Annotated in this window: 22 protein-coding genes and 1 tRNA gene; 4 read left to right on the forward strand and 19 right to left on the reverse strand. The window is 64.0% G+C overall.

Translation table 11 applies throughout. From position 1 onward, the window contains the following. The 3 genes from A5906_RS44210 to A5906_RS10815 form a co-directional block, all read right to left on the reverse strand. A partial coding sequence (locus tag A5906_RS44210; RefSeq protein WP_245326675.1) for an FAD-dependent oxidoreductase occupies positions 1-125 on the reverse strand: 125 nt, incomplete at its 3' end. Between the two features lie 11 nt (positions 126-136). Then, entirely contained in the window at positions 137-847 is a 711-nt protein-coding gene (locus tag A5906_RS10810; protein WP_080135136.1) for a dihydrofolate reductase family protein, read from the reverse strand. 19 nt (positions 848-866) lie between these two features. Next, a complete protein-coding gene (locus tag A5906_RS10815) occupies positions 867-1,535 on the reverse strand; it encodes an FABP family protein (RefSeq protein WP_080135137.1) in 669 nt (222 codons plus the stop codon). Between the two features lie 137 nt (positions 1,536-1,672). Here A5906_RS10815 and A5906_RS10820 point away from each other — a divergent pair, with 137 nt between their 5' ends. Further along, entirely contained in the window at positions 1,673-3,793 is a 2,121-nt protein-coding gene (locus tag A5906_RS10820) for a hybrid sensor histidine kinase/response regulator (RefSeq protein ID WP_080135138.1), read from the forward strand. 30 nt (positions 3,794-3,823) lie between these two features. Here A5906_RS10820 and A5906_RS10825 read toward each other — a convergent pair whose 3' ends face one another. Together A5906_RS10825 and A5906_RS10830 are read right to left on the reverse strand one after the other, a co-directional pair. After that, positions 3,824-5,143: an aminotransferase class V-fold PLP-dependent enzyme gene (locus tag A5906_RS10825; RefSeq protein WP_080135139.1), complete on the reverse strand. Its 1,320-nt coding sequence runs from the start codon at positions 5,141-5,143 to the stop codon at positions 3,824-3,826. Between the two features lie 159 nt (positions 5,144-5,302). Further along, on the reverse strand, positions 5,303-5,548 hold the full coding sequence (locus tag A5906_RS10830; protein ID WP_080135140.1) for a hypothetical protein: 246 nt from the start codon (positions 5,546-5,548) through the stop codon (positions 5,303-5,305). Positions 5,549-6,523: 975 nt separating this feature from the next. Between A5906_RS10830 and A5906_RS10835 the strand changes: the two genes are divergently transcribed. Together A5906_RS10835 and A5906_RS10840 are read left to right on the forward strand one after the other, a co-directional pair. Next, positions 6,524-8,266 (forward strand): ethylbenzene dehydrogenase-related protein, encoded by a 1,743-nt coding sequence (locus A5906_RS10835; protein WP_080135141.1) that lies wholly within the window; start codon positions 6,524-6,526, stop codon positions 8,264-8,266. Between the two features lie 54 nt (positions 8,267-8,320). Beyond that, positions 8,321-9,331 (forward strand): 2Fe-2S iron-sulfur cluster-binding protein, encoded by a 1,011-nt coding sequence (locus tag A5906_RS10840; RefSeq protein WP_080135142.1) that lies wholly within the window; start codon positions 8,321-8,323, stop codon positions 9,329-9,331. 68 nt (positions 9,332-9,399) lie between these two features. Here the strand turns inward: A5906_RS10840 and A5906_RS10845 are convergent, their stop codons facing one another. Then, complete coding sequence (locus A5906_RS10845; protein ID WP_080135143.1) at positions 9,400-10,203, reverse strand: substrate-binding domain-containing protein; 804 nt, start codon at positions 10,201-10,203, stop codon at positions 9,400-9,402. A gap of 376 nt (positions 10,204-10,579) precedes the next feature. Here A5906_RS10845 and A5906_RS10850 point away from each other — a divergent pair, with 376 nt between their 5' ends. Next, positions 10,580-13,069 carry a bifunctional diguanylate cyclase/phosphodiesterase gene (locus A5906_RS10850; RefSeq protein ID WP_245326665.1) on the forward strand — a complete coding sequence of 830 codons (2,490 nt, stop codon included), beginning with the start codon at positions 10,580-10,582 and terminating at the stop codon, positions 13,067-13,069. Positions 13,070-13,301: 232 nt separating this feature from the next. Here A5906_RS10850 and A5906_RS10855 read toward each other — a convergent pair whose 3' ends face one another. The 13 genes from A5906_RS10855 to A5906_RS10915 all read right to left on the reverse strand — a co-directional run bounded on the left by A5906_RS10855 (position 13,302) and on the right by A5906_RS10915 (position 23,246). Next, a complete protein-coding gene (locus A5906_RS10855) occupies positions 13,302-13,943 on the reverse strand; it encodes an HD domain-containing protein (protein WP_080135145.1) in 642 nt (213 codons plus the stop codon). A 181-nt stretch (positions 13,944-14,124) separates the two neighbouring features. Then, on the reverse strand, positions 14,125-15,099 hold the full coding sequence (locus A5906_RS10860) for a GlxA family transcriptional regulator (protein WP_080135146.1): 975 nt from the start codon (positions 15,097-15,099) through the stop codon (positions 14,125-14,127). Positions 15,100-15,318: 219 nt separating this feature from the next. Beyond that, complete coding sequence (locus A5906_RS10865; RefSeq protein ID WP_245326676.1) at positions 15,319-15,762, reverse strand: cupin domain-containing protein; 444 nt, start codon at positions 15,760-15,762, stop codon at positions 15,319-15,321. 80 nt (positions 15,763-15,842) lie between these two features. Continuing rightward, positions 15,843-16,496: an HD domain-containing protein gene (locus A5906_RS10870; protein ID WP_080135148.1), complete on the reverse strand. Its 654-nt coding sequence runs from the start codon at positions 16,494-16,496 to the stop codon at positions 15,843-15,845. A 74-nt stretch (positions 16,497-16,570) separates the two neighbouring features. Continuing rightward, a complete protein-coding gene (locus tag A5906_RS10875; protein WP_080135271.1) occupies positions 16,571-17,506 on the reverse strand; it encodes an NADP-dependent oxidoreductase in 936 nt (311 codons plus the stop codon). Between the two features lie 457 nt (positions 17,507-17,963). Further along, positions 17,964-18,039 (reverse strand) — tRNA-Phe (locus A5906_RS10880). Positions 18,040-18,214: 175 nt separating this feature from the next. Continuing rightward, on the reverse strand, positions 18,215-18,397 hold the full coding sequence (gene yacG, locus A5906_RS10885) for a DNA gyrase inhibitor YacG (protein ID WP_080135149.1): 183 nt from the start codon (positions 18,395-18,397) through the stop codon (positions 18,215-18,217). 149 nt (positions 18,398-18,546) lie between these two features. Then, positions 18,547-19,176: a Maf-like protein gene (locus A5906_RS10890; RefSeq protein ID WP_080135150.1), complete on the reverse strand. Its 630-nt coding sequence runs from the start codon at positions 19,174-19,176 to the stop codon at positions 18,547-18,549. A 158-nt stretch (positions 19,177-19,334) separates the two neighbouring features. Then, the gene (locus A5906_RS10895; RefSeq protein ID WP_080135151.1) at positions 19,335-19,802 is read right to left on the reverse strand and encodes an arsenate-mycothiol transferase ArsC; all 468 of its coding nucleotides are present in this window, start codon (positions 19,800-19,802) and stop codon (positions 19,335-19,337) included. A 5-nt stretch (positions 19,803-19,807) separates the two neighbouring features. Further along, positions 19,808-20,305, reverse strand: a complete 498-nt coding sequence (locus tag A5906_RS10900; RefSeq protein WP_080135152.1) for a UPF0262 family protein — start codon at positions 20,303-20,305, stop codon at positions 19,808-19,810. Continuing rightward, entirely contained in the window at positions 20,302-21,597 is a 1,296-nt protein-coding gene (gene hisD / locus A5906_RS10905) for a histidinol dehydrogenase (protein WP_080135153.1), read from the reverse strand. Before hisD ends, A5906_RS10900 begins: the two co-directional genes overlap by 4 nt. Before the next feature lie 116 nt (positions 21,598-21,713). Next, positions 21,714-22,163, reverse strand: coding sequence for a DUF2948 family protein (locus tag A5906_RS10910; RefSeq protein ID WP_080135154.1), 450 nt, complete (start codon positions 22,161-22,163; stop codon positions 21,714-21,716). A 147-nt stretch (positions 22,164-22,310) separates the two neighbouring features. Further along, positions 22,311-23,246, reverse strand: a complete 936-nt coding sequence (locus tag A5906_RS10915) for an SDR family oxidoreductase (protein WP_080135155.1) — start codon at positions 23,244-23,246, stop codon at positions 22,311-22,313. Positions 23,247-23,271 lie beyond the last annotated feature (25 nt).

Here is a 23,271-nt window from a genome sequence, read left to right on the forward strand (position 1 = left end):
CCGCCGCAGCGCTCGCGCGCTTCGAGGATCGTGACCCTCCTGCCGGCGCGCACAAGTTCCCGCGCCGCCATCAGGCCGGCCGCACCGGCGCCGACGATGACAATGTGCTCTGAGATGTCTGGCATAACGGCGCTTTTTACCCGGCCGCGCCTTGCGGATCGTTCTTGATCAGATAGCGCAGCAACAGAACGCCACCACCGAGCTCCCGCACGTTCTCCAGCGTCATCGCTGTGAGAGGCGCGCGCTTGTCGCCGTCCGCTTCTGTCGAGTCGAACACAAAGGGCGCGCCCTTGGCGCCGTCGATCGCGGGACTGAGGATCAGATTGAACTCGTCGATCAGACCTGCGCGCAGGAAAGCGCCATTGGCCACGCCGCCGCCCTCCACCAGCAGCCGCTTGACGCCGAGCTCGCGGTTGAGGATGTTGAGCGCCAGCACCAGGTCGATCTCGGACTTGCCGGCGAAGATATAGGACACGCCCTCGCCGCGGAGCCCTGCGAGGTGCGAATCCGGCACGCTCTCGCTCAGCACCACCACGATCGGATCGCCCCCGATGTCGGAACGTCCCCAGCCGATCTTGCCGTGCGCGTCGAGCACGACGCCATAGGTCTTCGCGTCGCGCCGCGCGAACCAGTTCTGACGCGGAAACGTCTCGCCGGTCGTCGCGGGATAGGGCTTGCCCTTGGCGAACTCCGAGCCGGTGACCCGGCCGATCACCCAGGCATCGCCGCCGAGTTCTTCGTGGATCTTCTCGAACCAGTCCGTGCCCGCGCCCTTCGGACGCCAACGGCTGGGATGCGTGCGGCCGTCGAGACTCGAATGCATCAGACAAATGACATACGGCTTCATGCCAATCTCCGGGTAACGCTCAAGCCGCCGTTCCGCCGCCGTCGGCTTTGGCGCGATCGTTGACGATCACCGCCAGCGGATTGAGCTTCGGCGGTGCGATGAGCTGAAGCGTGTTGGTGTCGTGATGATTGAACGGCGCACCGCGCACGAACAACTCGGTCCGGATCAGATAGGTCCAGCTTCCGTCGTCGTTGAAGGTGATGTCGCAGCGATAGGAATCGGTGCGGAAGGCCTGTTCCAGGAAGTCGGTCGAGCAGATCCCGTAAGCGGTATCGCCGCGCTTCGCGGTGACGGAGATCTTCTTGTCGTCCGTTGCGGCCGTGCCCGAGGCCAGCAGCACCTGCCCGCGCGGGATCGCCAGCGTCTGCATGATCAGTCCGGTCGCTGGCTCCCACAGCCAATAGCCAACCTGGTCGTGAAAAGTGATGTCCTCTTCCGGCGTGTTGATGTGGATGTGATAGCGCAAGCCATAGAACAGCTGCGGCCCGTTGGCCTGGGGATCGATCGGGTCCATGCGGATGCGCTCGATGAAGGTGCGTCGCTCCGGCCCATCCGCCTTCGGATTGACGTCGATGCCCTTGTCCGCCTGCCAGCTGCCGGCAAGACGGCGCAGCGGCCCGAGATTGGCAAGCGCGTCGGGCGAAACGTCCTCGGGCTCGGTGAAGATGTCGGCGGGAATGGGGAGCATGGGGACCTCGCGTCGTTGCGGATGCAGCAATAGCACAAGGCCGGCGTAAAACTACCGGAATGGAACGAGAAGTCGTGCCGGACGTTGTGGGATGGTTGAGTCCTCGAAATTCCGGGCTCGGTTGGGCAAGGACGCCCATGTCACGCGTCGCGAGGAGTCCGGTGCTGTCGGAGAGAGCCGCTCTGCAGCCAACTGACGTATCCTTCCTCGCCGGCGGCGGCGAGCTGGGCGCGATGATGCGCGCCCTCGACTGGTCGGACTCGCCGCTCGGCCCCCCCAATCATTGGTCGCAGGCCCTGAAGACGACGGTCGGCATGCTGCTGGCGGCGCAAGCCCAGATCGTTCTGTTCTGGGGCCCCGATTTTGTCGCGCTCTACAATGATGCCTATGCGCCGGGCATCGGCGCCAATCATCCCCGCGCCCTTGGCCGCCCGGCGATCGAGAATTGGGGTGAGCTGTGGGACGATCTCGAACCGCTGCTGGCCGGCGTCCGCCGGACCAGGACGACATTCGCCGCAAAGGACCGCCCATTCTACGTCGAGCGCCACGGCTACGGCGAGACCAGCTACTGGGACGTCTCCTATTCGGCCGTGCCGGATGACGACGGCTCGGTCGGCGGCGTGCTCTGCATCGTCTCGGAAACGACCGAGCGCGTTCTGGGCGAGACCCAGCTGCGGGCGAGCGAAGCGCGCTACAGGGAGCTCAATGCCACGCTCGAACAGCGCGTGGCCGAACGCACCGCCGAGCGGCATTTGCTTGCCACGATCGTGGAAACCACCGACGGGCAGATCCAGGCCCTCGACCTCGATTACCGCTGGCTCGCCATCAACGCGTCCTGCGCCGCCGCCTATGAGCGCATCTACGGCAAGCGGCCGAAGGTCGGCGATTCCCTGCACGAATTCCTCGCCGACCGGCCGGAGCATCTTGCTGCGGCCACGGCGGTCTGGAGTCGCGCGCTGGGCGGCGAAGCCTTCACCACGATCGAGGAATTCGGAGATCCCAGCTTCGATCGCCGCGTCTACGAGATGAAGTTCGAGGCGCTGCGCGCGCCGGATGGCACGAGGATCGGCGCGTTCCTGACCGGGATGGACGTGACCGATCGCCTGGAGGAGCAGGTGCGGCTCGCACAGGCGGAGGAGGCGTTGCGTCAGGCCCAAAAGATGGAAGCCATGGGCCAGCTCACCGGCGGTGTCGCCCACGACTTCAACAATCTTCTCACACCGATCGTCGGGCTGCTCGACATGTTCCAGCGCAGGGGCATCGGCGGCGAGCGCGAGCACCGCCTCATCGCCGGCGCAGCGCAGGCGGCCGAGCGCGCCAAGACGCTGGTCCAGCGTCTGCTCGCCTTTGCGCGCCGGCAGCCGCTTCAGGCCGTTCCGGTCGATATCAGCCGGCTCGTCGGCGACATGGGCGACCTGATCTCGAGCACGACCGGACCGCGGATCGAGGTGACGGTGGACGCGCCGGAAGGGCTTCCCGAGGCGATGGCCGATCCCAACCAGATCGAGATGGCGATCCTGAACCTCAGCGTGAATGCACGGGATGCCATGCCCGACGGCGGCAAGTTGCGTATCTCGGCCAAGGCTCGCACGGTTGAGCGCGCACACAGATCTGGACCGACGCCGGGGACCTATGTCTGCATCTCCGTCGCCGATACCGGCATCGGCATGGACGAGGAGACACTGGCCCACGCCGTCGAGCCGTTCTTCTCGACCAAGGGCGTCGGACAAGGCACCGGTCTCGGGCTTTCGATGGTCCACGGCCTTGCGTCCCAGCTCGGCGGCGCACTCACGATCAGGAGTGCGGTGGGGGCCGGGACGACGGTGGAGTTATGGCTGCCGGTAAGCCACGCGCGCCCGGGCGCGATCGACACCGCCCCGCAGCCGAAACTGCAGCCGCTTCCCGCCGGCACGGCGCTGCTGGTGGACGACGAGCCGCTGGTGCGCATGAGCACCGCCGAAATGCTGAGCGAGCTCGGCTACACGGTCGTCGAGGCGGGCTCGGCGGAAGACGCCCTTCAACGCGTCCGGGAGGGCCTCCGGCCGAACCTGCTCGTCACCGACCATCTCATGCCGGGCATGAGCGGCACAGACCTCGGCCGTGTCCTGCGCAACCAATATCCCGAGCTCCAGATCCTCATCGTCTCGGGCTATTCCAACAACGAAGGCATCACGCCGGATTTGTCGCGACTGACGAAGCCATTCCGGAGCGATGAGCTGGCGGCGAGTCTTGCGAAGCTCGCGCAGTTGGCGCAGTAGGCGGCTAAGCGAGCCGGAGCAATCGCGCCCTCAACCTGCCTTCGTGCCCGTGATGGTCGCAAGCGCCTCGACGAAGCGGTCGAGATCGGCCTCCTCGGTGTAGAGCGCCGGCGTCACGCGGATGCACTGGCCCTTGGCGACGCCCGCCCGGCGAACCGTCAGGACCTTGTAGGTGTCCCTGAGCTTCGCCACGATGGCGTCGTTGTCGGCCTTGCTCGTCTTGCCAGCGAGGCGGAAGGACGTGATCGCACCATAGAGGCCGGCCTCATCAGGCGTCAGGATCTCAAGGTCCTTGAAGCCCCTGCTACGGCTGACCCAGTAGTCGCGCAAATAGCGCAACCGGGCCTGTTTCGCCGCAGCACCGATCTGCCGATGGAGTTCGACAGCCGTGGGCACCGTCAGCACCGTCGCGAAGTTGACCGTGCCGGTGTGCACGCGCGAGCGGATGTCGTCTTCCGGGAAATCCTCGTCGCCGAGGTCGCGATCGATGGCGGAGAGGCGGTCCTTCCTGATGTAGAGGAAGCCCACGCCGACGGGCGCGCCGATCCATTTGTGCAGGTTGAAGCCGACGAAATCGACCTCGAGCTCGCTTACCCTGAAGTCCATCTGTCCCCAGGAATGAGCGGCGTCGAGGATGACATCGACGCCCTTCGCCCTCGCCATGCGCGCGATCTCGGTAACCGGCATGATGAGCCCGGTACGATGACTGACATGGGTGAGGAGGAGAAGCCTGGTCTTCGGATTGGCCTCGAGGGCGCGGGCATAGGCGTCGAGCACGCCCTGACGCGCGGCCGGCTCCGGCACGTCGAACTTGACCACGTCGACGCCGCGGCGCCCCTTCAGCGCGTTCATGGCATATTGCATCGAATCGTAGTCGAGGTCGGCGTAGAGCACGCTGTCGCCGGGCTTCAGCCTGTTGTAGCCGCTGATCAGCAGCTGCAACGCTTCAGTCGCACCGCGGGTGAGCGCGATTTCCTCCGGGGCTGCGCCGACCGCCGCTGCCACCTTGGCCCGCACGGCCTCGAAATCCGCGCCCGCGCGCTGCCGCGCGTAGTAGGTGTTCTGATAGTTGACCATGTCGGACAGGCGGATGAACTCGCGCCTCACCGGCTCTGCCATGATGCCCCAGAAGCCGTTCTCCAGATTGACGACGTCAGGCGTCACGGCATAGAGCCCCTTCACGGCCGTCCAATAGGCCTTGTCGGTGGCGATTGCGGCCGCAGGTCCGCTCAGTTGCGCCGGCAGGCCCTCGGCAGCAAGAGCCGGCGTCGCCAGCGGCGCGACGGCCGCGGCCGCGAGGCCCTTCAGGATCGACCGGCGGTCGGAAGAAATCGTCTTGACCAGATGCATGTCCGCTCTCCGCAAAGCGCGGCGAAAGGAGCAGCATTCATTGACCGGGCGATGACAATCAGATGATGCCGTCAGTGTCCGGCAGGGACTATGCGTGCATCGCGAGGGCGGTCGCGGGAATGAGGGCCGCTGATCGCCGCCCTCGCCCGGAGACCGCGCTCAAGCCGCTTCCGACATTGATTTCGCACGCTGCTCGAGCACGCCGATCGTCGACACCAGATTGTCGCGTCGCGCGCGGAGGTTCAGCGCCAGGAGCGGATAGCTCGGCTGATTCACGTCGAACACGCCGGTTTTCGCTTCTTCCTCGAGAATGTCGGTGTTCAGCAGCCGAACACGCCACCACAAATCCGCGATCAACGCATCGAGCTGGAGTTCACCAGCACCAGAACGGGACACTTCCTGCATGACTTGCCTCAACCTGAAACGGCCACCTCTGCCGGGGCCTGGATTGGCCTCAGCTGAGCAAGCAGAGTGCCAGGAGTGGGCGGGCGCCCCTGACCAGGGGCTGTCACAAGGATGCGGACCTGGAACTGGATGGACGACCTCGCCATACTGCCGGCATGAGCGATATATTTCATCTCTTTGCCCCGGGGCCGATCCAGTCTGCTCGCCAGACCCAGCCTGCTCAGTGGCGCTGTTCTGTTTCGACCGCTGTCGCCGCTATCGGCAGATCTGCCAGCGACCATGCATGCGACACCGGTCCTGGTCCTGATGGAGAGAACGACACACGCCGATCGCGCGGCGACGGTCTGAGGCTGGCCGAGAGCCTGAGACGTGCGGGTGCTGCAGTGACGCATCATGTACTCCACGCGGGACACGCGATCACGTCAGAGGACGGAGAGGTCGCACGAGAGTGGCTTGCCAACACTGTCCGGACATAGGGGACGATTGGCCTCTTGCACCCGGCGATATCGTTCGGCGTCATATGCCGCCAAGTGCAATGCCGAAATTTCGCGATGCGTCGCGCGTTGCAAGGCCGGCAACAAGGTATTCATCGGCGTCTATGAAGGCACCGGAGGCGGCCAGTCCTGGAGGCGTGAGGCGGGCCATTCAGAACAAAACCGCGAACTCGTATATGATTGAGATTGCTATATAAATCCAAGTTGTGTGTGGGAGCATCGGCTACCTGCGTCCCCCAACGGTTTTAGCCGAGTTTATGGTGGACGCGGCTTGGCGACCCGCGCAACGGCCGCGCTCTGAGCTGCCCGGCACCGGAGTTAAGCAGGATCAGAGACGCTCGTTGGCCGACCGCATTGATTGGGATAATGATCGTTGCCGGTCGCCTTGGCTGGTTCGGCGATCACGCCGATCTCGCCAAATCCCCAATACTCGCAGCCTTTCTGGCGCAACTGCTGGTTTACCCTGGGTAGGCTTTGTGCAATGAACGATGTCACCGCTCGAACGAACGCCGATGCCTTGACCGAGAAACGCCTCGCTCAGACAAAGACTCGAGAAAGCCCGCCACGCACCGATGTCGGGACGATAGCCCTCCATTGGGCGACCGCGGTCGCGTTCGTCGTAAGCCTCGTTACCGGCATACGCATCGCAGCGGACGCGCTGCACGCCCCCTTCTCGAAATGGCTCGCTCCGGTCCTGCCGCAGGGCGAGATCTTTTCCTGGCATTTCCTCGGGGGGCTCGCCCTGTTCTTCTGCGGGTCGGCCTACGTCGCCTACCTCGCGCGCAGCGGCCTCCTCGAGCGCAACAGCCCCAAGAAGACGCGGATCCTCACGATGCGCGCCCCGGCTCGCCTCAAATGGGGAGCCGTCAACGTCTTCCTGCACTGGTTCGTCTATGCGCTCGTGATCTTCCTCACGGGGACGGGCGTCATGATGTATCTCGGCTATGGCGGCTGGTGGGCTTATCTTCACTCGATCGCCGCCTTCGTCGCCCTCGCCTATATCTTCGCGCATGTCGCAGCGCACTATTTCTATGGCGGCTGGCAGCAGATTTTCCGCGTGTTTCGGCCGACGCCGCTCGCGATCACGAAGGCCGTGCGGCCGAGGCCTCTTCTCGGCGCCGCTGCAATCGGGGTGGCCGTCGCGTGCGGCGTCGCCGGACTCGACTGGGCGACGCGCGATACGCTCGTCATCGCGCGGGTGAGCGCCGCGCCCAAGCTCGACGGCGCGATGGGAGATCCCGCCTGGTCGCGCGCGCTGCCCGTCTTCATTCGCACGCAGCAAGGTGCCAATCTCGGCGGATCGGGCGAATCGCTCGTGGAGGTGCGCGCCCTGCACGACGGGCAGAAGATCTATTTTGCCTTCCGCTGGGAGGATCCCACGCGCTCCCTCCGCCGCATTCCGATCATCAAGCAAGAGGATGGCTGGCACGCCCTCGACGAGCGTGCGGGCCTGCAAGACGCCTCCGACTTGTACGAGGATAAGCTGGCGGTCATTTTCTCGGATAATCCATCGCTCGGCGGCGCAGGCGCGACGGATCTCGGTGCCGATCCGCTGCCCGGCAAACCGATGCCGATCAACGGCCGCGGCTTCCACTTCACGACGGACGGCAGCTACATAGACATGTGGCAGTGGAAGGCGTCGCGCGGGGGCATGCTCGGGCGCGTCGACAGCCAATATATCGGCCCGCCCTACGCCCCTACTCTGGACGAGCAGAATTACAATGCCCGCTATCAGGGCGGCTATTGGAATAAGCCTGGCCGCTCTCTTTATTCGTATAACTTCAAGTTCATCCACCGCGACGACAAAGGGCCCGTCACGGTTCTGCGGCTTCCCAAGGACTGGAAGGCGCAAGTCGCAGCACTCGGCAAATTCGATCTTGATCCGAACAGCAGTGACGACGAGAGCGGCCGTTGGTACATGTTCGACTGGGAGAGCGAACCCTACACTCCAGAGGCCGACGCGAGGATTCCCGTCGGCACGGTCCTGCCCGGCGTGATTATTGCTGGTGACACCGAGGGAGAGCGAGCCAATGTCACCGGGGTTTCAAAATGGAGCAACGGACATTGGACGCTCGAGCTGACGCGCAACATGAAAAGCGATGGCAGATATGACAAAGCCTTCGTACCGGGCCGCGATCTCTACATGTGGGTCGCCGTCTTCGACCATGCACAGACGCGGCATGCGACCCATAATCGCCCGGTGCGTGTCGTGTCGCAGAAATAGGGCTCTCATGATCGGTGACGTGCTCGACCGGAGACCACTCCCTGAGGCTTCGCGATGAAGAGGTCTAGTCGACTCGTCATCAACGGCAAGCTCGTCGAAGCCCGCGCCGGCGAAAGCCTGATCGACGCCGCGCTCGGCGGCTCGATTCTCGTTCCACACGACTGCAGATCGGGACAATGTCAGAGCTGCCGGGTGACGGTCGTTTCGGGCTCGGTCGATGACGGCGGCTCGGGCCACGGCCGCACTGTGCTCGCCTGCCAGGCGGCGGTCGCGGGCGACGCCGAGATCGAATTCGAGGAATTGCCGATCCCGGTGAAGCGGGCGGGCGCCGTCACCGAGGTCAACCAGCTCTCGTCGGAGATCGCCGAAGTCGTGCTGACCACCTCCGCGCCACTCGAATTTCGGCCGGGACAATATGTGCGCGTCAAGTTTTCCGGCTATCCTGCGCGCGAGTTCAGCCCGACCTTCAGGCTTGATGGTTCCTTCAATCAACTCGAACTCGTCTTCCACATCCGGTGCCTGCCTGACGGCACCGTGTCGGGGCAGCTCGGCAAAGCCATCAGGCCCGGCCATGCGGCGCATGTGCAAGGCCCCTTCGGACAAGCCTATCTGCGACAGGGCCAGGGACCGCTGGTGCTGGTCGCCGGCGGAGCAGGCTGGGCCCCGATCTGGGCGCTTGCCCGCTCGGCGCGCTCGACCCAGCGCAACCGCGAGATGGCGATCGTCGTCGGCAGCCGGGATGTCGATAATCTCTATATGCTTCCCTCGTTGCAGTGGCTGATCGACGACGGTGTTCGCGACGTCATTGCGACGACGGAGGTCGGGTCTACCCAGCCGATCAGGCCCGGGCGCCCATCGCACTACCTGCCCCTGCTTGGCCTGGAGGATACGGTCTACGTCGCCGGCCCCCTTGGTCTCGTCGAGACCGTGAAGAACAAGGCGCGCTCGGCCAATGCGCAATGCTATGCCGATCCTTTCCTGCCGAGCTCTCAAACCCCATCGCTGATGGACAAAGTCGCCCGTCTATGGCGAAGCCGGGAGCAGCCTCATCGCCCCGGCCTGTGAGCCGATGCCGAGTTCCATCGGAACGGGAAAGGCTCTAGCAGCCCCGGCGGCCGCCGAGCTCCGGCGCCTTACGGCTTGACGGGCAGACTACCGAGGCTGGTGATGACGTCGGCTGCCTTCTGCGCATCGGCAAAGCGTAGAAAGGCCAGGGCGTCCGGATCCTGCAACGTGTTCAAATAGATCAGCGCCAGCACCACGCTCGAGGGATAATCCGCGTCCGTCGGGTAGTGGCCGTCCACGCGAAGCACCGTGAGCCCCTGTTCCAACGGCCGCGAGAAAGGACCGAAGCCGATCGCGCCTTGAACATCGCGAACCGTCTCGATCGCCTCCTGTGTGGTCGTTGCCATCTTCGATTTCTCAGTGATCTCGAGATCACGCCAGCCGGGCATGCTGGCCCGTAGCCCGGTGAGGGTGCTGTCCTGGTCCTCGCGCCGCACGACGCGGATGCGCATGTCGGCGCCGCCCAGCTCCTTCCAATTCGCAAGGCGGCCCGAATAGATCGCAACGAGCTGAGCGCTTGTGACGGCACTCACTCCGCAGCCGGGATGGACGATGAAAGCCGAGGGCAGGCGGGCGATCGCCTTGTAGACGATGCCGGAAGCCGCTTCGGCCTCGGTCAGGCGGCGTGCGACGCGTCCCAAGATCGCCTTACCGGACCCCACAGCCGCGATGCCTCCGCCAGAACCGATGCTGGGCGGGACCTCGACCTGTGCCGATCCTTCCTGCTGCATGAAGCTCGCGGCGATGGCGCGCAGGACATCGATGCCGTCTCCGGTCCCGACGATGTCAAGCTTGCGTGTTTCGGCGCCCGCGGCATTCACCCCCGCAAGGCAAAGGCCCAAGACGGCTGCCATTATCCTCGAAAATGCCATTGCAGACCCCTTCGAACCACGAGGAGCACAATCTGGCAAACAAACCTAAACCTTCTGTTGTCTCAACGCCGTGGAATCATCGGTGTGGCGAACAAGAAAGCACACAATCTGATGGTTTCGAAAAACCAATTGGTAATTAACTGGCCACAAATAGACGACAAATAGACGATTTAGTGGGTTTCACTCGCCTAAGTTCGGAGCCTGAAAGACAAGTCAGTGGGGGGCCTCAGCGAGCGACATTGATCGGTCCCCGCAAGTTCAGGTGCTGGCAGTGGTGGCGACTGACACCGAAATGGCGAAGGCATCGAGGGCGCCGTCCCGCTGGCGTCGTTGGGCCGTTCTGTCCGGGATTCCGGGTTTCCCCTCGTCTATCGCCATGCGCCTTGTTGCCGTCGTGCTCGCGACCGGTGTGCTCGGGCTCGGCCTCATCGGCGGCTTGACGGCGCTACGCCTGCAGCAGCAACTGAGGCAGCAGGCTGCGGCACTGGGCGAACTCTCAGAAGACCAGCTCGCTCATCGCCTTGACGGCGAGGCGCAGTTGGCGCGAGCGCGTATCGAGGTCCTCGGCGCGGAAACCGCATCGCGCCTGCGTCAGATCGCTCAGCGCACCGATGTCGCCAAGGCGGTCGCCTCGAACAACGATGTGACGATCCGCGAGCTGCTCAGCATCGTTGCTTCGACCTCCGGCTTCGAAAGGCTGATCGCCTTCGACGAAACCGGCCGCGTGATCGGCGCCAACACGCCCCTCGACCTCCTCGCCCTGAACGGGGCGATCGAGGGGACCGACCTCTCTGTCAATCTCAGGGCGATCCTCAAGGACAATAGCCGCTCGCACCCGCGGGGTGAGGAAGGCACCTATGAGCTCAAATCGGGTGAATTGTCAGCGCTCGGCCTGCCGCAGCGCCACACTATAGCACACACCGCAATCGAGCCCGTGTTCGACGACTTCGGCGACCTCATCGGCGCGCTTGTCGCCATCCGACCGCTCGGGCGCACGGAGCGGACTCTCGAGAACTTCACTTCGCTAGCCAATGCCGGCGTGGTCATCATCACGGGTGACAACGAGATCGTGTCGTCCGCGGGGCCTGAAGGAGTGAAATTCAGCAGTGCCGGGACGCGTTTGGGCGGGCTGCAGCGCTCGGATGACGGCAACTACGTCGCGCGCTGTGTCGACTATGAGGCGACGCTCAAAGTGTGTACGTTCGCGCGTGCATCGCTCGTGACGACAACACGCGATCAGATGTTCCAGATCGGCGCAGCCCATACCCGTTCGCTGATGTGGCAGTTCCTGGCATCCGCGGCGCTGGCGCTCGGTGCCCTGGTCGTCGCGCTGTTGGCCGCAGTAAGGCACTTCACGAAAGGACTTTCGGCGCTCGCCAGGACGGCCCAGGAAATCGCGGGAGGCAATCTCGACGTTCCGTTCCGCGCAACGGGCATCGGCGAGGTTCGCGGCCTCGGCCTCGCATTCGAGCGAATGCTGACGCATTTGCGGGCCAGCACGCGACGAATTCGTCAGCTCGCTTTCTACGATACGGTGAGCCGCCTTCCCAATCGGGAGAAGATGCGCGTCGATGCGCCGGCGCTCATCGACGAGGAAGAAGGCACAGCCCTGTTCTTCCTCGACCTCGATGGCTTCAAATCCATCAACGACACTTTCGGGCACAAGGCTGGCGACGAGCTGCTCAGGATGGTGGCCGAGCGCTTGAGCAATTTGCTGACGTCCAAGGTCGCTGCCGACAAGAGTCTGCTAGCCCGGGTCGGGGGCGACGAGTTCGTCGCCATCATCGCCGGGGTGAAGACGGTCGAGGCCGCGAGCCTCTGTGCCCGCGAGATGATCGATACGTTGCAGGCTTCCTTCAAGCTCCAGAGCAACCATGCGACCATCGGCGCCAGCATCGGCATTGCGATCTGCCCCACCCACGGCACAACCTATGACGATCTCCTGATCCGCGCCGACCTTGCGATGTACGTCGCGAAGAGCTCGGGACGCAATACCCACGCGTTCTTCACTCCGGATCTCGCAGAGGTCGCGCGTGCCCGGCATGCGCTCGAAACCGATCTCGCCCTGGCGATCCGCAATGAAGAGCTCGTCGTCCATTACCAGCCCAAGGTGTCCTGCGTGGATGGCCGCATCTTGGGGGTCGAGGCGCTGGCGCGCTGGCATCATCCGACGGAGGGCAACATTCCTCCTCAGCGCTTCATCAAGATCGCGGAAGAGATCGGCCTCATCATGGAGATCGACCGCTTCGTGCTCAGGCGCGCGCTCGCCGAAATCGGAGGCCTGATCCGGGCCGGCTCGAACCTCGTGCTCGCCGTAAATGTCGCCGCGACGGAAATCGAGGACCCGCTGTTCATCAAGGATATCGTCACGACCGTTCGCCAGGCCGACTTCCCGCCGCCACACCTCGAGATCGAGGTCACAGAGTCGGTCGCGATGCGCAATCCTGATGTCGTGCGTGAGAGAATAAGCCTGCTCAGGCAATTAGGCATACGCTTCGCAATGGACGATTTCGGAGCCGGCTATTCGAATCTTTCGACGATGGCGAGGCTCCCCTTCGACGCCGTGAAGCTCGATCGCACGCTCGTCGCGGGTGTCGCGGAAGACCGCGAGAAGCAGACGATCCTTCGCCTGGCACTCGGACTTGCGGACGAATTGGGGTTCGAAACGGTCGTAGAGGGCATCGAAACGGCCGAAGACCTTCGGTTCGCGGCTGAAAACGGCGCGACCATGGCACAAGGTTATATCTTCTCTCCCCCGGTATCGCTCGAGGAGTTCACCGTCCTGCTCCAGCCGAGCCGCTTGGCTTCAGCGGCCGAACTGGCGCCCAAGCGACACGGAGCGGAGCGGCAGGCTGCTATCCACTGAGGCGTCGCCGACGACACGGCGGGTGCCGGTCGGGGACCGAACAGGCTTACGGGAGCCCTGCAACGGCTCGCGGCTTTATACCGAATTGCGGGAAATGATGCCCAGGGAAGGAATCACACGCAACCACCGACACGAGGAATAGCTGTTTGTGATCAGTATGGTGGCGTGAGCGCTTCGTCGTTGGTGGCGGTTGGTGGCCACCTCAGCTTTCTTGGTTCGCGGCAACGGGGGGTCAGTTCGGCCAGGCCGAGCCAAGGATGATCGAGCAGAAGTTCTGACGGACATAGTTCATGTCCTTCAGCGCCAAGACATCGGCCTTCACATTTCCGAACGTCGTCAGCGGCTTCTTGATAATGCCGCTGGCAAAGTGCTCTATGATGTTCTCCTTGAAGTTCGTCTCGCGCGGATGGTGGACGCAGACATGGTCGCGCTGTTCATGCGTGAAGTCGTGATACGCGATGCCGAGCACGTCCATCTCCACACCGGCGGTCACCAGCGCGATAGTGGGACGCATATGCTCGGGAATGCCCGGCGTGGTGTGGAGCGCGATCGCAGTCCAGACGTCCTCGACATCACGCTCCGGCACGCCGTACCTTGTCATGAAGTCGCGTGCGGCGTTGGCGCCGTCCACCTCGAAACGTAGGTTGGGGCTCGAGTATTTCTCGGTCAGGCCCATGTCGTGGAACATCGCGCCAAGGTAAAGCAGCTCAGGATCGTACTTCAGCCCGCGGCGCTCGCCGGTCAGCGCGCCCCACAAGAAGACGCGGCGGCTGTGGTTGTAGAGCAGGTCGTCTTCGGTATCGCGCACGAGCTGCGTGGCGGCGCGCGCGATGGCACTGTCAGGAACGCGGATACCGGCGATGATCTCAGACATGGAGCAATCTTCTCGGTTGGGCAGTGGGCTGGTTTCTCGTCGGTATTACGCACGAGAGCCCTGCTCCGGACAACGAACAGGATCCTCCGGATCAGGACAGCCGCACGTCGTTTCCTGACAAAAGGCCCGTCCGAGCCTGCGGCAGCAGGGGACAGCGGTTCGTCGCTGGATACTTCGCGATCTATTCCGATTCCGCGCGCCGGAAGCTGGCGCGATATTGGACAGGAGTCACGCCAAGACGGGTGCTGAAGACGATCCGCATCCGGTCCGCCGACCCGAACCCGCAATCGAAGGCGACGGCCTTCAGCGGCCGGTCGCTTGCTTCCAGCATCATGCGCGCCGCATCAACGCGGGCGCGCTCGATGAAGTCGTGCGGTGTGGTCCCGGTCACCTGCACGAAATGTCGGGCCAAATTCCGTGGGCTCATGCCGACGACAGCGGCAAGCGACTCCAGCGTGTGGCGATCCCCGATCCTCGCCATGACATGGTCCTGGATGCGTGCGATGGGCGATTCCGGATCGGCAGGTGCTGTGAGATAGGGACTGAACTGCGACTGTCCTCCCTGGCGCTGGGCAACCACAACCAGCCGCTTGGCGACCTTGAGCGCCGTTTCCGCGCCGTGCCGCTGCCCGACGAGCGCTAAGCCGAGATCTATCCCCGCAGTCACACCGGCCGCGGTGATCAACCGTCCATCCCGCACATAGATCAAGTCGGGCTCGACCTTTGCCTTCGGGAACCTGGCCGCCAGCGCCTGTGCATCCTGCCAATGGGTTGTGACTCGCCGATCGTCCAGGAGACCGGCATAGCCAAGGACAAAAGCCCCTGTGCAGATCGATCCATAAATGCTCGAGCGCCACGGCAGCTCCGTGACCCACTGAAGCAGGTGCGGCTCCGGCTCCGCTTCCGGTGGCGTCGGAGCGCCGGCCACCAGAATGATATCGAAGCCGCCCGCCGCCTCCTCGAAGGTTAAGTCGGCCATCAGCCGTATGCCGTTCGACGCGCGCAGCGGATTGCGGTCAGCGGCAACCAATACGGTTTCATAGCGGTCCGCGCTGCCAAGAAACGTGTTCGCCTCGCTGAACACATCCATCGGCCCCGCCACGTCGAGGGCCTGCACTCCCTCATAGACGACAATCGCGACAGCTTGTACCGGCACGTCTTACGACCTCTCCAGTCTGGCTGCCTTATTATGCAGGTAGTCTAGACTCTGCAAAGGTCTGGCGCGATCTGGGGAGCAACAGAACGAACACCGTGCATCTCGGTTTCAGGGGCTATGGACTTCCATTGGTCGATTTTGCTCTCCCAGCCACCGACCAAGCGACCCATGCACGTCTAAAAAAGATCGCCACAGCGACCGGCGAATTTTGTCGCGCCATTATCGTGATCCCGGCGCCTTGTCTGGCGTCGTCAAGGGCTCGTCCTTGGAATCGACAACGAAGACTGCCAGTAAGCTGGCGGGCTCCTTCTCGCTCGCGTTCTCGCTGATGCTGTGATGTGAGCCCGGCATTTCGTAAAAGCCTTCACCCGCATGATAGACCTTCGCGGGGTCATTGCCGACTTGGCTGCGGATGGCGCCGGACAGCACATAGGCGTAGATGAATGCCGAGGCTGCGTGGTGATGGGGGAGCGATTTGCCTCCGGGAGGATAAGTCACCGTCACAGCAACTATTCTCTTTCCTTCGACATTCGGGAGTGCATGCTCGAAGGCTATTCTCACCTGCTCCCGGTCCTGCGCGATCGCGGGCGAAGCTCCCATCGCTGCTGCCACCAGCGCGACGGCTGCGGCTCGCGTTACTCTCCTCACTGCTTTTGCCGTCATCCCGGAAGGGACTGACAGAGCACCAATTCCAGAGGCGAATCCCTTGATCGACGTCATCGCTATTCTCCTTACGAGCCCACTTAGGCCATGGAATCCGGGAAGGGAGACGCGGCGATCAAGTCGCAGGCGTTGGGACTCTTGAACCCCGGGATGAAACGTTCGCAGACGGCGGCGTTGACGGTGCCATACGTCGTCGCAGGCTTGTGCGCAAAACCGGCGAAATACTCCTGAATGAAGCCTTCTTTGAAGTTTGTGCGCGGGTACTTGGCGACAATCTCCTCGCGCAGCTCCGCTGGGAACTGATCGAACCCCACCCCGATGACATCGAGAAGCACACCGGAGTTCAGGAGCGCCACTTCGGGCCCCATATGCTTCGGGATGCCGGGGGTGGTATGCAGCGCAATCGCTTCCCAGACGGTCTGCACCTGATCTTCAGCGATGTTGTGAGTGCTAAGAAACTGCCGTGCGGCATTTGCTCCATCGACCTCGAAGCGCTCGTCTGGACTCGAGAACTTCTTGATCAGGCCGAGATCGTGAAATGCGGCAGCGACGTAAAGGAGCTCACGGTCGAAGCGCAGATTCCTCTGACGACCCTGCTCAGCAGCGAACAGGTAGACCCGGATCGAGTGATTAAACAGCAGATCGGTGGAATGTTCGCGCAGGATGTCCGTCGCCTCTTTTGCGAGCAAGGAATCGGGAATGACAAGAGCCTGAGCGAGATTTCGGGGTGTCATGGTCGCGTCCTTTCAAGAATTACTTGGGGTTTGCCTGCGCATTGCGCGCGAGCGCAACTACGAGATTACGCTGATCAGCTCGCGCCGACGTCGAGCACGATCTTTCCTTTCGGCTGAGGCCGCACGCGTTCCAGCATCAAATGAGCTTCGCGCGCATCGGCGAGGGGTAAGACTGCCCCCACGTTTGTTCGTAGTTTTCCACCATCGATGAAGCGAGCGACCTTGGTCAGATATTCGCTCGTGACGTTGACCAGAAAGAAGGCGGCTTCAACACCGTGGCGCTTTGCAATATCCTGATCCGGGCGGGACACTGCCGAAATCAGCTTGCCGCCGCGACGAAGGACCTGGAACGAGCGGGTTTGCGTTTCGCCGCCGACCAGATCAATGACAGCATCCGCGTCCCGTACGTGTTCCTCGAAGTGCTGGGATCGGTAATCGATCACGGTGTTGGCGCCGAGGTTGCGCACGAGGGAAATATCGCCCGCCGATACGGTTGCGATGGTTTGCACACCCACGCGTCGGGCCAGTTGAACCGCATAGGATCCAACGTTGCCGGCCGCCCCGTGAATAACCACCGTTTGACCTGGTTTGAGTTGGGCGCGATCAAACAACGCCTGCCACGCCGTCACCGCGACGACAGGAACGGACGCAGCCTCGATGTGGGTTAGCGAGGTCGGCTTGTTCGAGACCATTCCCGCGGAAGCCAAGGCGTACTCAGCGTAGGCACCGATAAACTGCGGATTCGTAACACCATAAACCTGATCTCCCGCCCGCAGTTCGGAGACTCCCGGCCCCACGGTGACGATTTCACCGGACAGATCCGAGCCCAGAGTGAGGGGGAGCGGTTGTGGCAAAGCGCTCTTGCCGGACCTGATCCAGCCATCCCATGGCCCAACTCCAGCGGCCGCAACTTTGACGAGGACCTCGCCAGGACCTGGCTCGGGTCGCGGCACCGGCTCGAACTTCATGACCTCTGGTGACCCAAACTCGTGCACGCGCCAGGCCATCATTGTTGAATGAGCATTATTCTGAGGAATGATGCTGCGGGTCATCTCATACTCCTTGCGCTCAGCTCGTACCGCGTCGACCGGAGACTTGTTACCGGCGGCCTCCCGCTTGCTCTCCTCGTCCCACCTGACGGCGAAGCGGCGAATGTCGATTTGTCGGACTGGTTTGTGCGTATGTCGCCATGGAGCGCTGTTTTGGGCAACGAACGCGATCCTACGGATCAGGACAGCCGCACGTCGTTTCCTGACAACGGCCGTCGGAGCCTTCGCGGCAAGATATTCGAGAGCGCCGACCTTCAAGGTCGGCTAGAGCCCGCCGACAATTCCGATCAGAGAAAATCGATCAGGGCAGGCGTGGCTGCAACAGGCCGCAGTGTCAAGAATTGCCCGACCGCGGAATCTCCAGCCTGTCTCGAGCTCTGGCGCAGGCATCGTGCACGATCGTGCTCCCGCGTGGAAATGGTGCCCAGGGGCGGAATCGAACCACCGACACTGCGATTTTCAGTCGCATGCTCTACCAACTGAGCTACCTGGGCGTGCTCCAAGAGAGGGGCCAAAGCCCATCGAGCGGGCGGTTTATAGTGGGCCGGGAGCTGCCTGTCCACCCACGCTTCACCTTTGGCTTCGCGGGGCGGGGCCCGGCTGTGCACAAGGTGGTGCGTTGCTGGCGCCGCGGGACGGACACTCAAACAAACGATTGATATTGTTTACTTATTCGACGTCATCCACCTCGTCGTCGCGGCCGGGGATGACGTAGGAGCCTTTCAGCCAGCGGTTCAGATCGACGTCGCGGCAGCGCGAGGAGCAGAATGGGCGGGTGGCCTGTGCCTGCGGCTTGCCGCAGATCGGGCAGGTTTTGAGCGGCCCGGCGGGCTTTTTGACCTGGTCGTCCATGAGGTGCGCAGCACGGTGAGGGAGTTCAAGCGCCTGTCGGCGAACGGGTTCCCGGCGCAGCGGCACATGCGCCTCGGTCCGGACCCGGTCAGGCCATTCTACTGTGCATGGGGTTGTTTTCGAGGTTTTTGTCGGCGCGGTCCTGGCGCTCAGACCGCGGTGGAGTTGAGCCAGCCGAAGCGGATCGGAAAGCCCTCGCCGCCGAGCAGCGTCGTGGTCTCGTAGAGCGGCAGGCCGACCACGTTGGTGTAGGACCCGACCATCTTCACCACGAAGGAGCCGGCGATGCCCTGCACGGCATAGCCGCCGGCTTTGCCGCGCCATTCGCCGGAGCCGATATAGGCCTGGATGTCGTCCTCCGAGAGGCGCTTGAAGCGGACGCGGGTCTCGACCAGGCGCTGGCGGAAGGCTTCGCGCGGGGTCACCAGGGTGATCGCGGTGTAGACGCGATGGTTGCGGCCCGACAAGAGCCGCAGGCATTGCGCGGCCTCATCGACGAGATTGGCCTTGGGCAGGATGCGGCGGCCAACCGCCACCACGGTGTCGGCGGAGAGGATGAAGGAACCGCGCAACTCGTCGTCAAGCTGCACCGATTTGAGCGCCGCGTCGGCCTTGGCCCGCGCGAGCCGATTGGCGCAGGCGCGCGGCAGCTCTCCCCGCCGCGGCGTCTCGTCGACGTCGGCCGGCCGGAGCGCGTCCGGCTCGATGCCGGCCTGGTTGAGCAGCGACAGGCGTCGCGGCGAACCGGAGGCAAGTACGAATTTGGGGCGGCCAAGCATCAGGTGATTTGGGAGATCAGGCAGGGGTGAATTGCGCGCGGAACCTATCGGAAGGGGGCTGATTTCACAACCCGGGAACCCGGACTTTACTGATTCGAGGTGCCCGACATCGCTGTGCCCTCAGTCTGTGACGCGGGTGTTACGCCCACTGCCGCACGCTAACCGCTCGCCGCGCCCACTTTGGCGAACCGCCGGCGGATGCGCAACAGGAGCTGGTCGCAGACCTCGCGATAGGCGGCGAGCTTCTGGTCGCGGCTGCCCTCGATGGTGGTGGGATCCTGCGTCGGCCAGTATTCGACATCGGCGGCGAGCGTGCGGGTCAGCTCAAGCGCCTTGTGATGGGCTTCCGGCGACAGCGTGATGATGAGGTCGAAATTCAGCCCCTCCCAGTCCTCCAGCTCCTCGAAGGTCTGCGGCTTGTGCGTGGAGATGTCCTGGCCGAGCTCGCCCATCACGGCGACCGCGAAAGGATCGAGCTCGCCCTTCCTGGCGCCGGCCGACTTCACGTAGAGGCCCTGCGGAAACATGTGCTGCAGGAGGCTCTCGGCCATCGGCGAGCGCACGCTGTTCATCGCGCAGGCGAACAGCACCGATTGCGGATCGCGTGCGCGTGGCGGACCCGCCATCGCGCTTAGCCCTTCCAATGAAGAACGGTAATGAGCGTGAACAGCCGGCGCGAGGTCTCGAAATCGACCCGCACCTTGCCCTTCAGCCGCTCCTGCAGCGTGCGCGATCCCTCGTCATGGATGCCGCGGCGGCCCATGTCGATGGCCTCGATCTTGTCCGGGGTCGCGGTGCGGATCGCCTGGTAGTAGCTGTCGCAGATCATGAAATAGTCCTTCACGATCCGCCGGAACGGCGTCAGCGACAGCAGATGCGCGACCACGGGCGTCCCGTCCTCGCGGCGGATGTCGAACATCAGCCGGTTGCCGGTGATGCCGATATGCAGCGTGAATGGTCCCTGCCCGTCGGCGCCGTCGGGCGCGAACAGGTTCTGCTCGATCAGATCGTAGATCGCGATCGCGCGCTCGTGCTCGATGTCCGGCCCGGAGCGGCCGATCGAGTCCTCGTCGAGGGTGACCGCGACGATGCGATTGTTGGAGTCGTCCTGTTCGGGCGGCTTTGTCATGACAGATTGAGGCGCAATCCAATCGAGCGTGAATGGGCGTCCAGCCCCTCCGCCTTGCCGAGCGTCATCGCGGCAGGTCCCAGCGCGCGGAGCTGATCCGGGCCGCATTTCAGGATCGAGGTGCGCTTCATGAAGTCGTGCACCGACAGGCCTGAGGAGAACCGCGCCGAGCGCGCCGTCGGCAGCACGTGATTGGAGCCGCCGACATAATCGCCGATCGCCTCAGGCGTATGGGCCCCGAGGAACACGGCGCCGGCGTTGCGAATCCTTGCCGCGAGCGCATCGGGATCGACAGTCATGATCTCGAGATGCTCGGCCGCGATCGCATCCGCGAGCGGAATGGCATCGCCGAGGTTCTTCACCATGATGATGGCGCCGAAATCCGCCCACGAGCTGCCTGCGATCGCCGCGCGCGGCAGCGTCTTCAGCTGCGCCTCGACGGCCTTTTCGACATCGGCGGCAAGCCGCGCCGAATCGGTGATCAGGATCGATTGCGCGCTGGCATCGTGCTCGGCCTGAGCCAGGAGGTCAGCGGCGATCCAGTCGGCGTTGCCGGTGTCGTCGGCGATCACCAGCACCTCGGAGGGACCGGCGATCATGTCGATGCCGACTTTGCCGAACACCAGCCGCTTGGCGGCGGCGACATAGGCATTGCCGGGCCCGACGATTTTTGCCACCGGCGCAATGGTCGCGGTGCCGTGCGCGAGCGCGGCCACGGCCTGCGCGCCGCCGACGCGGTAGATCTCGGTGACGCCGCCGAGTTGGGCTGCCGCCAGCACCAGCGGATTGAGCTTGCCGTCGGGCGAGGGCACCACCATCACGAGGCGCGACACGCCCGCGACCTTTGCGGGCACCGCATTCATCAGCACCGAGGACGGATAGGCCGCCGTGCCACCGGGGACATAGAGGCCGGCGGATTCGATCGCGGTGTAGCGCCAGCCGAGCTCGACGCCGAGCGGATCGGTGAAGCGCTCGTCCTTCGGCAGTTGGCGGCGGTGATAAGTCTCGATGCGGTCGCGCGCGAGCTTGAGCGCATCCAGCGTTGCCGCATCGCAGGCCTTGACCGCAGCCTCGATCTCGGCGGCGGTGACGCGCAGGCCGGATGCATCCAGCTTCAACCGATCGAACTTGGCGGTAGCCTCGAGCAGGGCCGCATCGCCGCGCCTCGCGACATCGTCGACGATGGCGCGCGCGGCGGCCTCCACGTCGGCCGAAACCTCGCGCTTGGCGGCGAGGAAGGCCGCAAATCGCTGGTCGAAATCGGCGCTGCTGCGGTCGAGACGGACGGGCATTTTGGCTTGGCTTCCGGCTGGTCTTTGGGGCGGATTGGCTCACCCGGGCCCCTGCTCAATGGCGCGGCGGGCAAGCGGCGTCAACCCTTGCGCCCCGCCCCTGTTGGCATGCCACCTCACCCCTCCCCCTCGACCTCCACGCCCGTCCCCAGATCGTCTGCCCCCAGGTCCGTCAGCTCGCATTCCAGGCATTCGACGTCGAGACGGATGGCGCCGCCTTGGGCGAACAGCAGGAGGGCGCTGCCGCCGGGCTCCTCGGCGCGGCCATCCTGGGGGTGAAACTCGATGCCGACGAGGTCCAGGACCTTGTCCAGCGCGCCCAAATCGATGTTGCGCGATTTGCAGGCGAGCACGCGGTCGAAGCGGAGCGCGGAGACCAGCCGGCGTGGCTCGGCCGCGCCGTCCAGGGTCTGCTCCCAGTCCAGCCGGCTCATGCCGACCACCAACCGCTTCTCGCCCTGCCGCCAGATGATGTCCGCGGCCTGCACGCGGGCGTCCTGGACATGGGCCGAGATCACCGCGAGGTCATCGGCGTCTAGCGCGATCATTTTGAGCTGGGGAGACATCGCCGGCGCTTCTCCTTCAAGACAGACAGGGCTCAACGCGCGCAGGCGCGGAAATTTCCTCACAACTGACGGGCGCGCGGTCTAGATGCTATTGATATCCTCCATTTGCAGCACCTTCCGCGGATACCCTTCCCGGGGCGACATGGATCATGCAGCGGCCGCGATCTCGTCGAAGGATACACCGGTCAACATCGCCGAAACGTCCCACAGCATCGCTGCGGTCGCGGAATCCTTCGCCCGCGGCATGATCTTCGCGGGCTCGGGCGGTCCCTTCAATTCGTAGAACCCGTTTGGGCCATAATAGCTGCCGGGTTCGACGGACGGAGAGGTCGCTGCGAACAGCGTGGGCAGCGCGCCTGCGGCGGCGGACTGGCTGATAAAAGGTTGCAGCAGCCGGCCGACCCGCCACTGGAACGTGTTGGTGCCCGGCCCGTTCGGAATGAGATCGGTCCGCGCATAACCGGGATGAGCGGCAAGGCTCATCACGCCCCAGCCGGCGGCGAGGCTGCGGCGATGCAGCTCCAGCGCAAACATCAGCATCGCCAGCTTGGACTGGCAATAGACCCGCCACGGACGGTAGGACCTGCTTTGCAGATCATCGAAATCGATCGCGCCGGAGCGGTGCGCAAGACTCGAGAGATTGACCACGCGCGGCGCCTTCGCCCGGCGGAGCTGCGGCAGCAGGCGCGCCGTCAGCGCGTAATGGCCGAGATAGTTGGTGCCGAGCTGCATCTCGAAACCATCCGCGGTCTGCTGCCGCTTCGGTAGCGCCATCACGCCGGCATTGTTGACGAGGAGATCGAGCTGCTCGTTGCTGGCGGCAAAGCGTCTGGCGAAATCGGCGACCGAGGACAGGCTGGCGAGGTCGAGATGCTCATAGGCGATCAGGGCGTTGGGAAACCGCTCGCAAATCCCCTCGATCGCCCGCAGCCCCTTTGCGTCGTTGCGCCCCGCGAGTATGACAATGGCACCGGCCCCCGCCAGCGCCAGCGCCGTCTCGTAACCGAGCCCGCCCGTCGCGCCGGTCACGACCGCGGTCTTGCCGCTGAGGGAGGGAATGTCTGCCGTGGTCCAGTCGGTCATGCCATGTCTCCAGGCCGGAGGGTGG

It is taken from the genome of Bradyrhizobium sacchari, assembly GCF_002068095.1.
GTDB lineage: Bacteria > Pseudomonadota > Alphaproteobacteria > Rhizobiales > Xanthobacteraceae > Bradyrhizobium > Bradyrhizobium sacchari.

Bases quoted from the DNA above. Each gene is read 5' to 3' on its own strand.
- A5906_RS10810 (WP_080135136.1), bottom strand. From the start codon at position 847: ATGAAGCCGTATGTCATTTGTCTGATGCATTCGAGTCTCGACGGCCGC.
- A5906_RS10815 (WP_080135137.1), bottom strand. From the start codon at position 1,535: ATGCTCCCCATTCCCGCCGACATCTTCACCGAGCCCGAGGACGTTTCG.
- A5906_RS10820 (WP_080135138.1), top strand. From the start codon at position 1,673: ATGTCACGCGTCGCGAGGAGTCCGGTGCTGTCGGAGAGAGCCGCTCTG.
- A5906_RS10825 (WP_080135139.1), bottom strand. From the start codon at position 5,143: ATGCATCTGGTCAAGACGATTTCTTCCGACCGCCGGTCGATCCTGAAG.
- A5906_RS10830 (WP_080135140.1), bottom strand. From the start codon at position 5,548: ATGCAGGAAGTGTCCCGTTCTGGTGCTGGTGAACTCCAGCTCGATGCG.
- A5906_RS10835 (WP_080135141.1), top strand. From the start codon at position 6,524: ATGAACGATGTCACCGCTCGAACGAACGCCGATGCCTTGACCGAGAAA.
- A5906_RS10840 (WP_080135142.1), top strand. From the start codon at position 8,321: ATGAAGAGGTCTAGTCGACTCGTCATCAACGGCAAGCTCGTCGAAGCC.
- A5906_RS10845 (WP_080135143.1), bottom strand. From the start codon at position 10,203: ATGGCATTTTCGAGGATAATGGCAGCCGTCTTGGGCCTTTGCCTTGCG.
- A5906_RS10850 (WP_245326665.1), top strand. From the start codon at position 10,580: ATGCGCCTTGTTGCCGTCGTGCTCGCGACCGGTGTGCTCGGGCTCGGC.
- A5906_RS10855 (WP_080135145.1), bottom strand. From the start codon at position 13,943: ATGTCTGAGATCATCGCCGGTATCCGCGTTCCTGACAGTGCCATCGCG.
- A5906_RS10865 (WP_245326676.1), bottom strand. From the start codon at position 15,762: ATGACGGCAAAAGCAGTGAGGAGAGTAACGCGAGCCGCAGCCGTCGCG.
- A5906_RS10870 (WP_080135148.1), bottom strand. From the start codon at position 16,496: ATGACACCCCGAAATCTCGCTCAGGCTCTTGTCATTCCCGATTCCTTG.
- A5906_RS10875 (WP_080135271.1), bottom strand. From the start codon at position 17,506: ATGATGGCCTGGCGCGTGCACGAGTTTGGGTCACCAGAGGTCATGAAG.
- yacG (WP_080135149.1), bottom strand. From the start codon at position 18,397: ATGGACGACCAGGTCAAAAAGCCCGCCGGGCCGCTCAAAACCTGCCCG.
- A5906_RS10890 (WP_080135150.1), bottom strand. From the start codon at position 19,176: ATGCTTGGCCGCCCCAAATTCGTACTTGCCTCCGGTTCGCCGCGACGC.
- A5906_RS10895 (WP_080135151.1), bottom strand. From the start codon at position 19,802: ATGGCGGGTCCGCCACGCGCACGCGATCCGCAATCGGTGCTGTTCGCC.
- A5906_RS10900 (WP_080135152.1), bottom strand. From the start codon at position 20,305: ATGACAAAGCCGCCCGAACAGGACGACTCCAACAATCGCATCGTCGCG.
- hisD (WP_080135153.1), bottom strand. From the start codon at position 21,597: ATGCCCGTCCGTCTCGACCGCAGCAGCGCCGATTTCGACCAGCGATTT.
- A5906_RS10910 (WP_080135154.1), bottom strand. From the start codon at position 22,163: ATGTCTCCCCAGCTCAAAATGATCGCGCTAGACGCCGATGACCTCGCG.
- A5906_RS10915 (WP_080135155.1), bottom strand. From the start codon at position 23,246: ATGACCGACTGGACCACGGCAGACATTCCCTCCCTCAGCGGCAAGACC.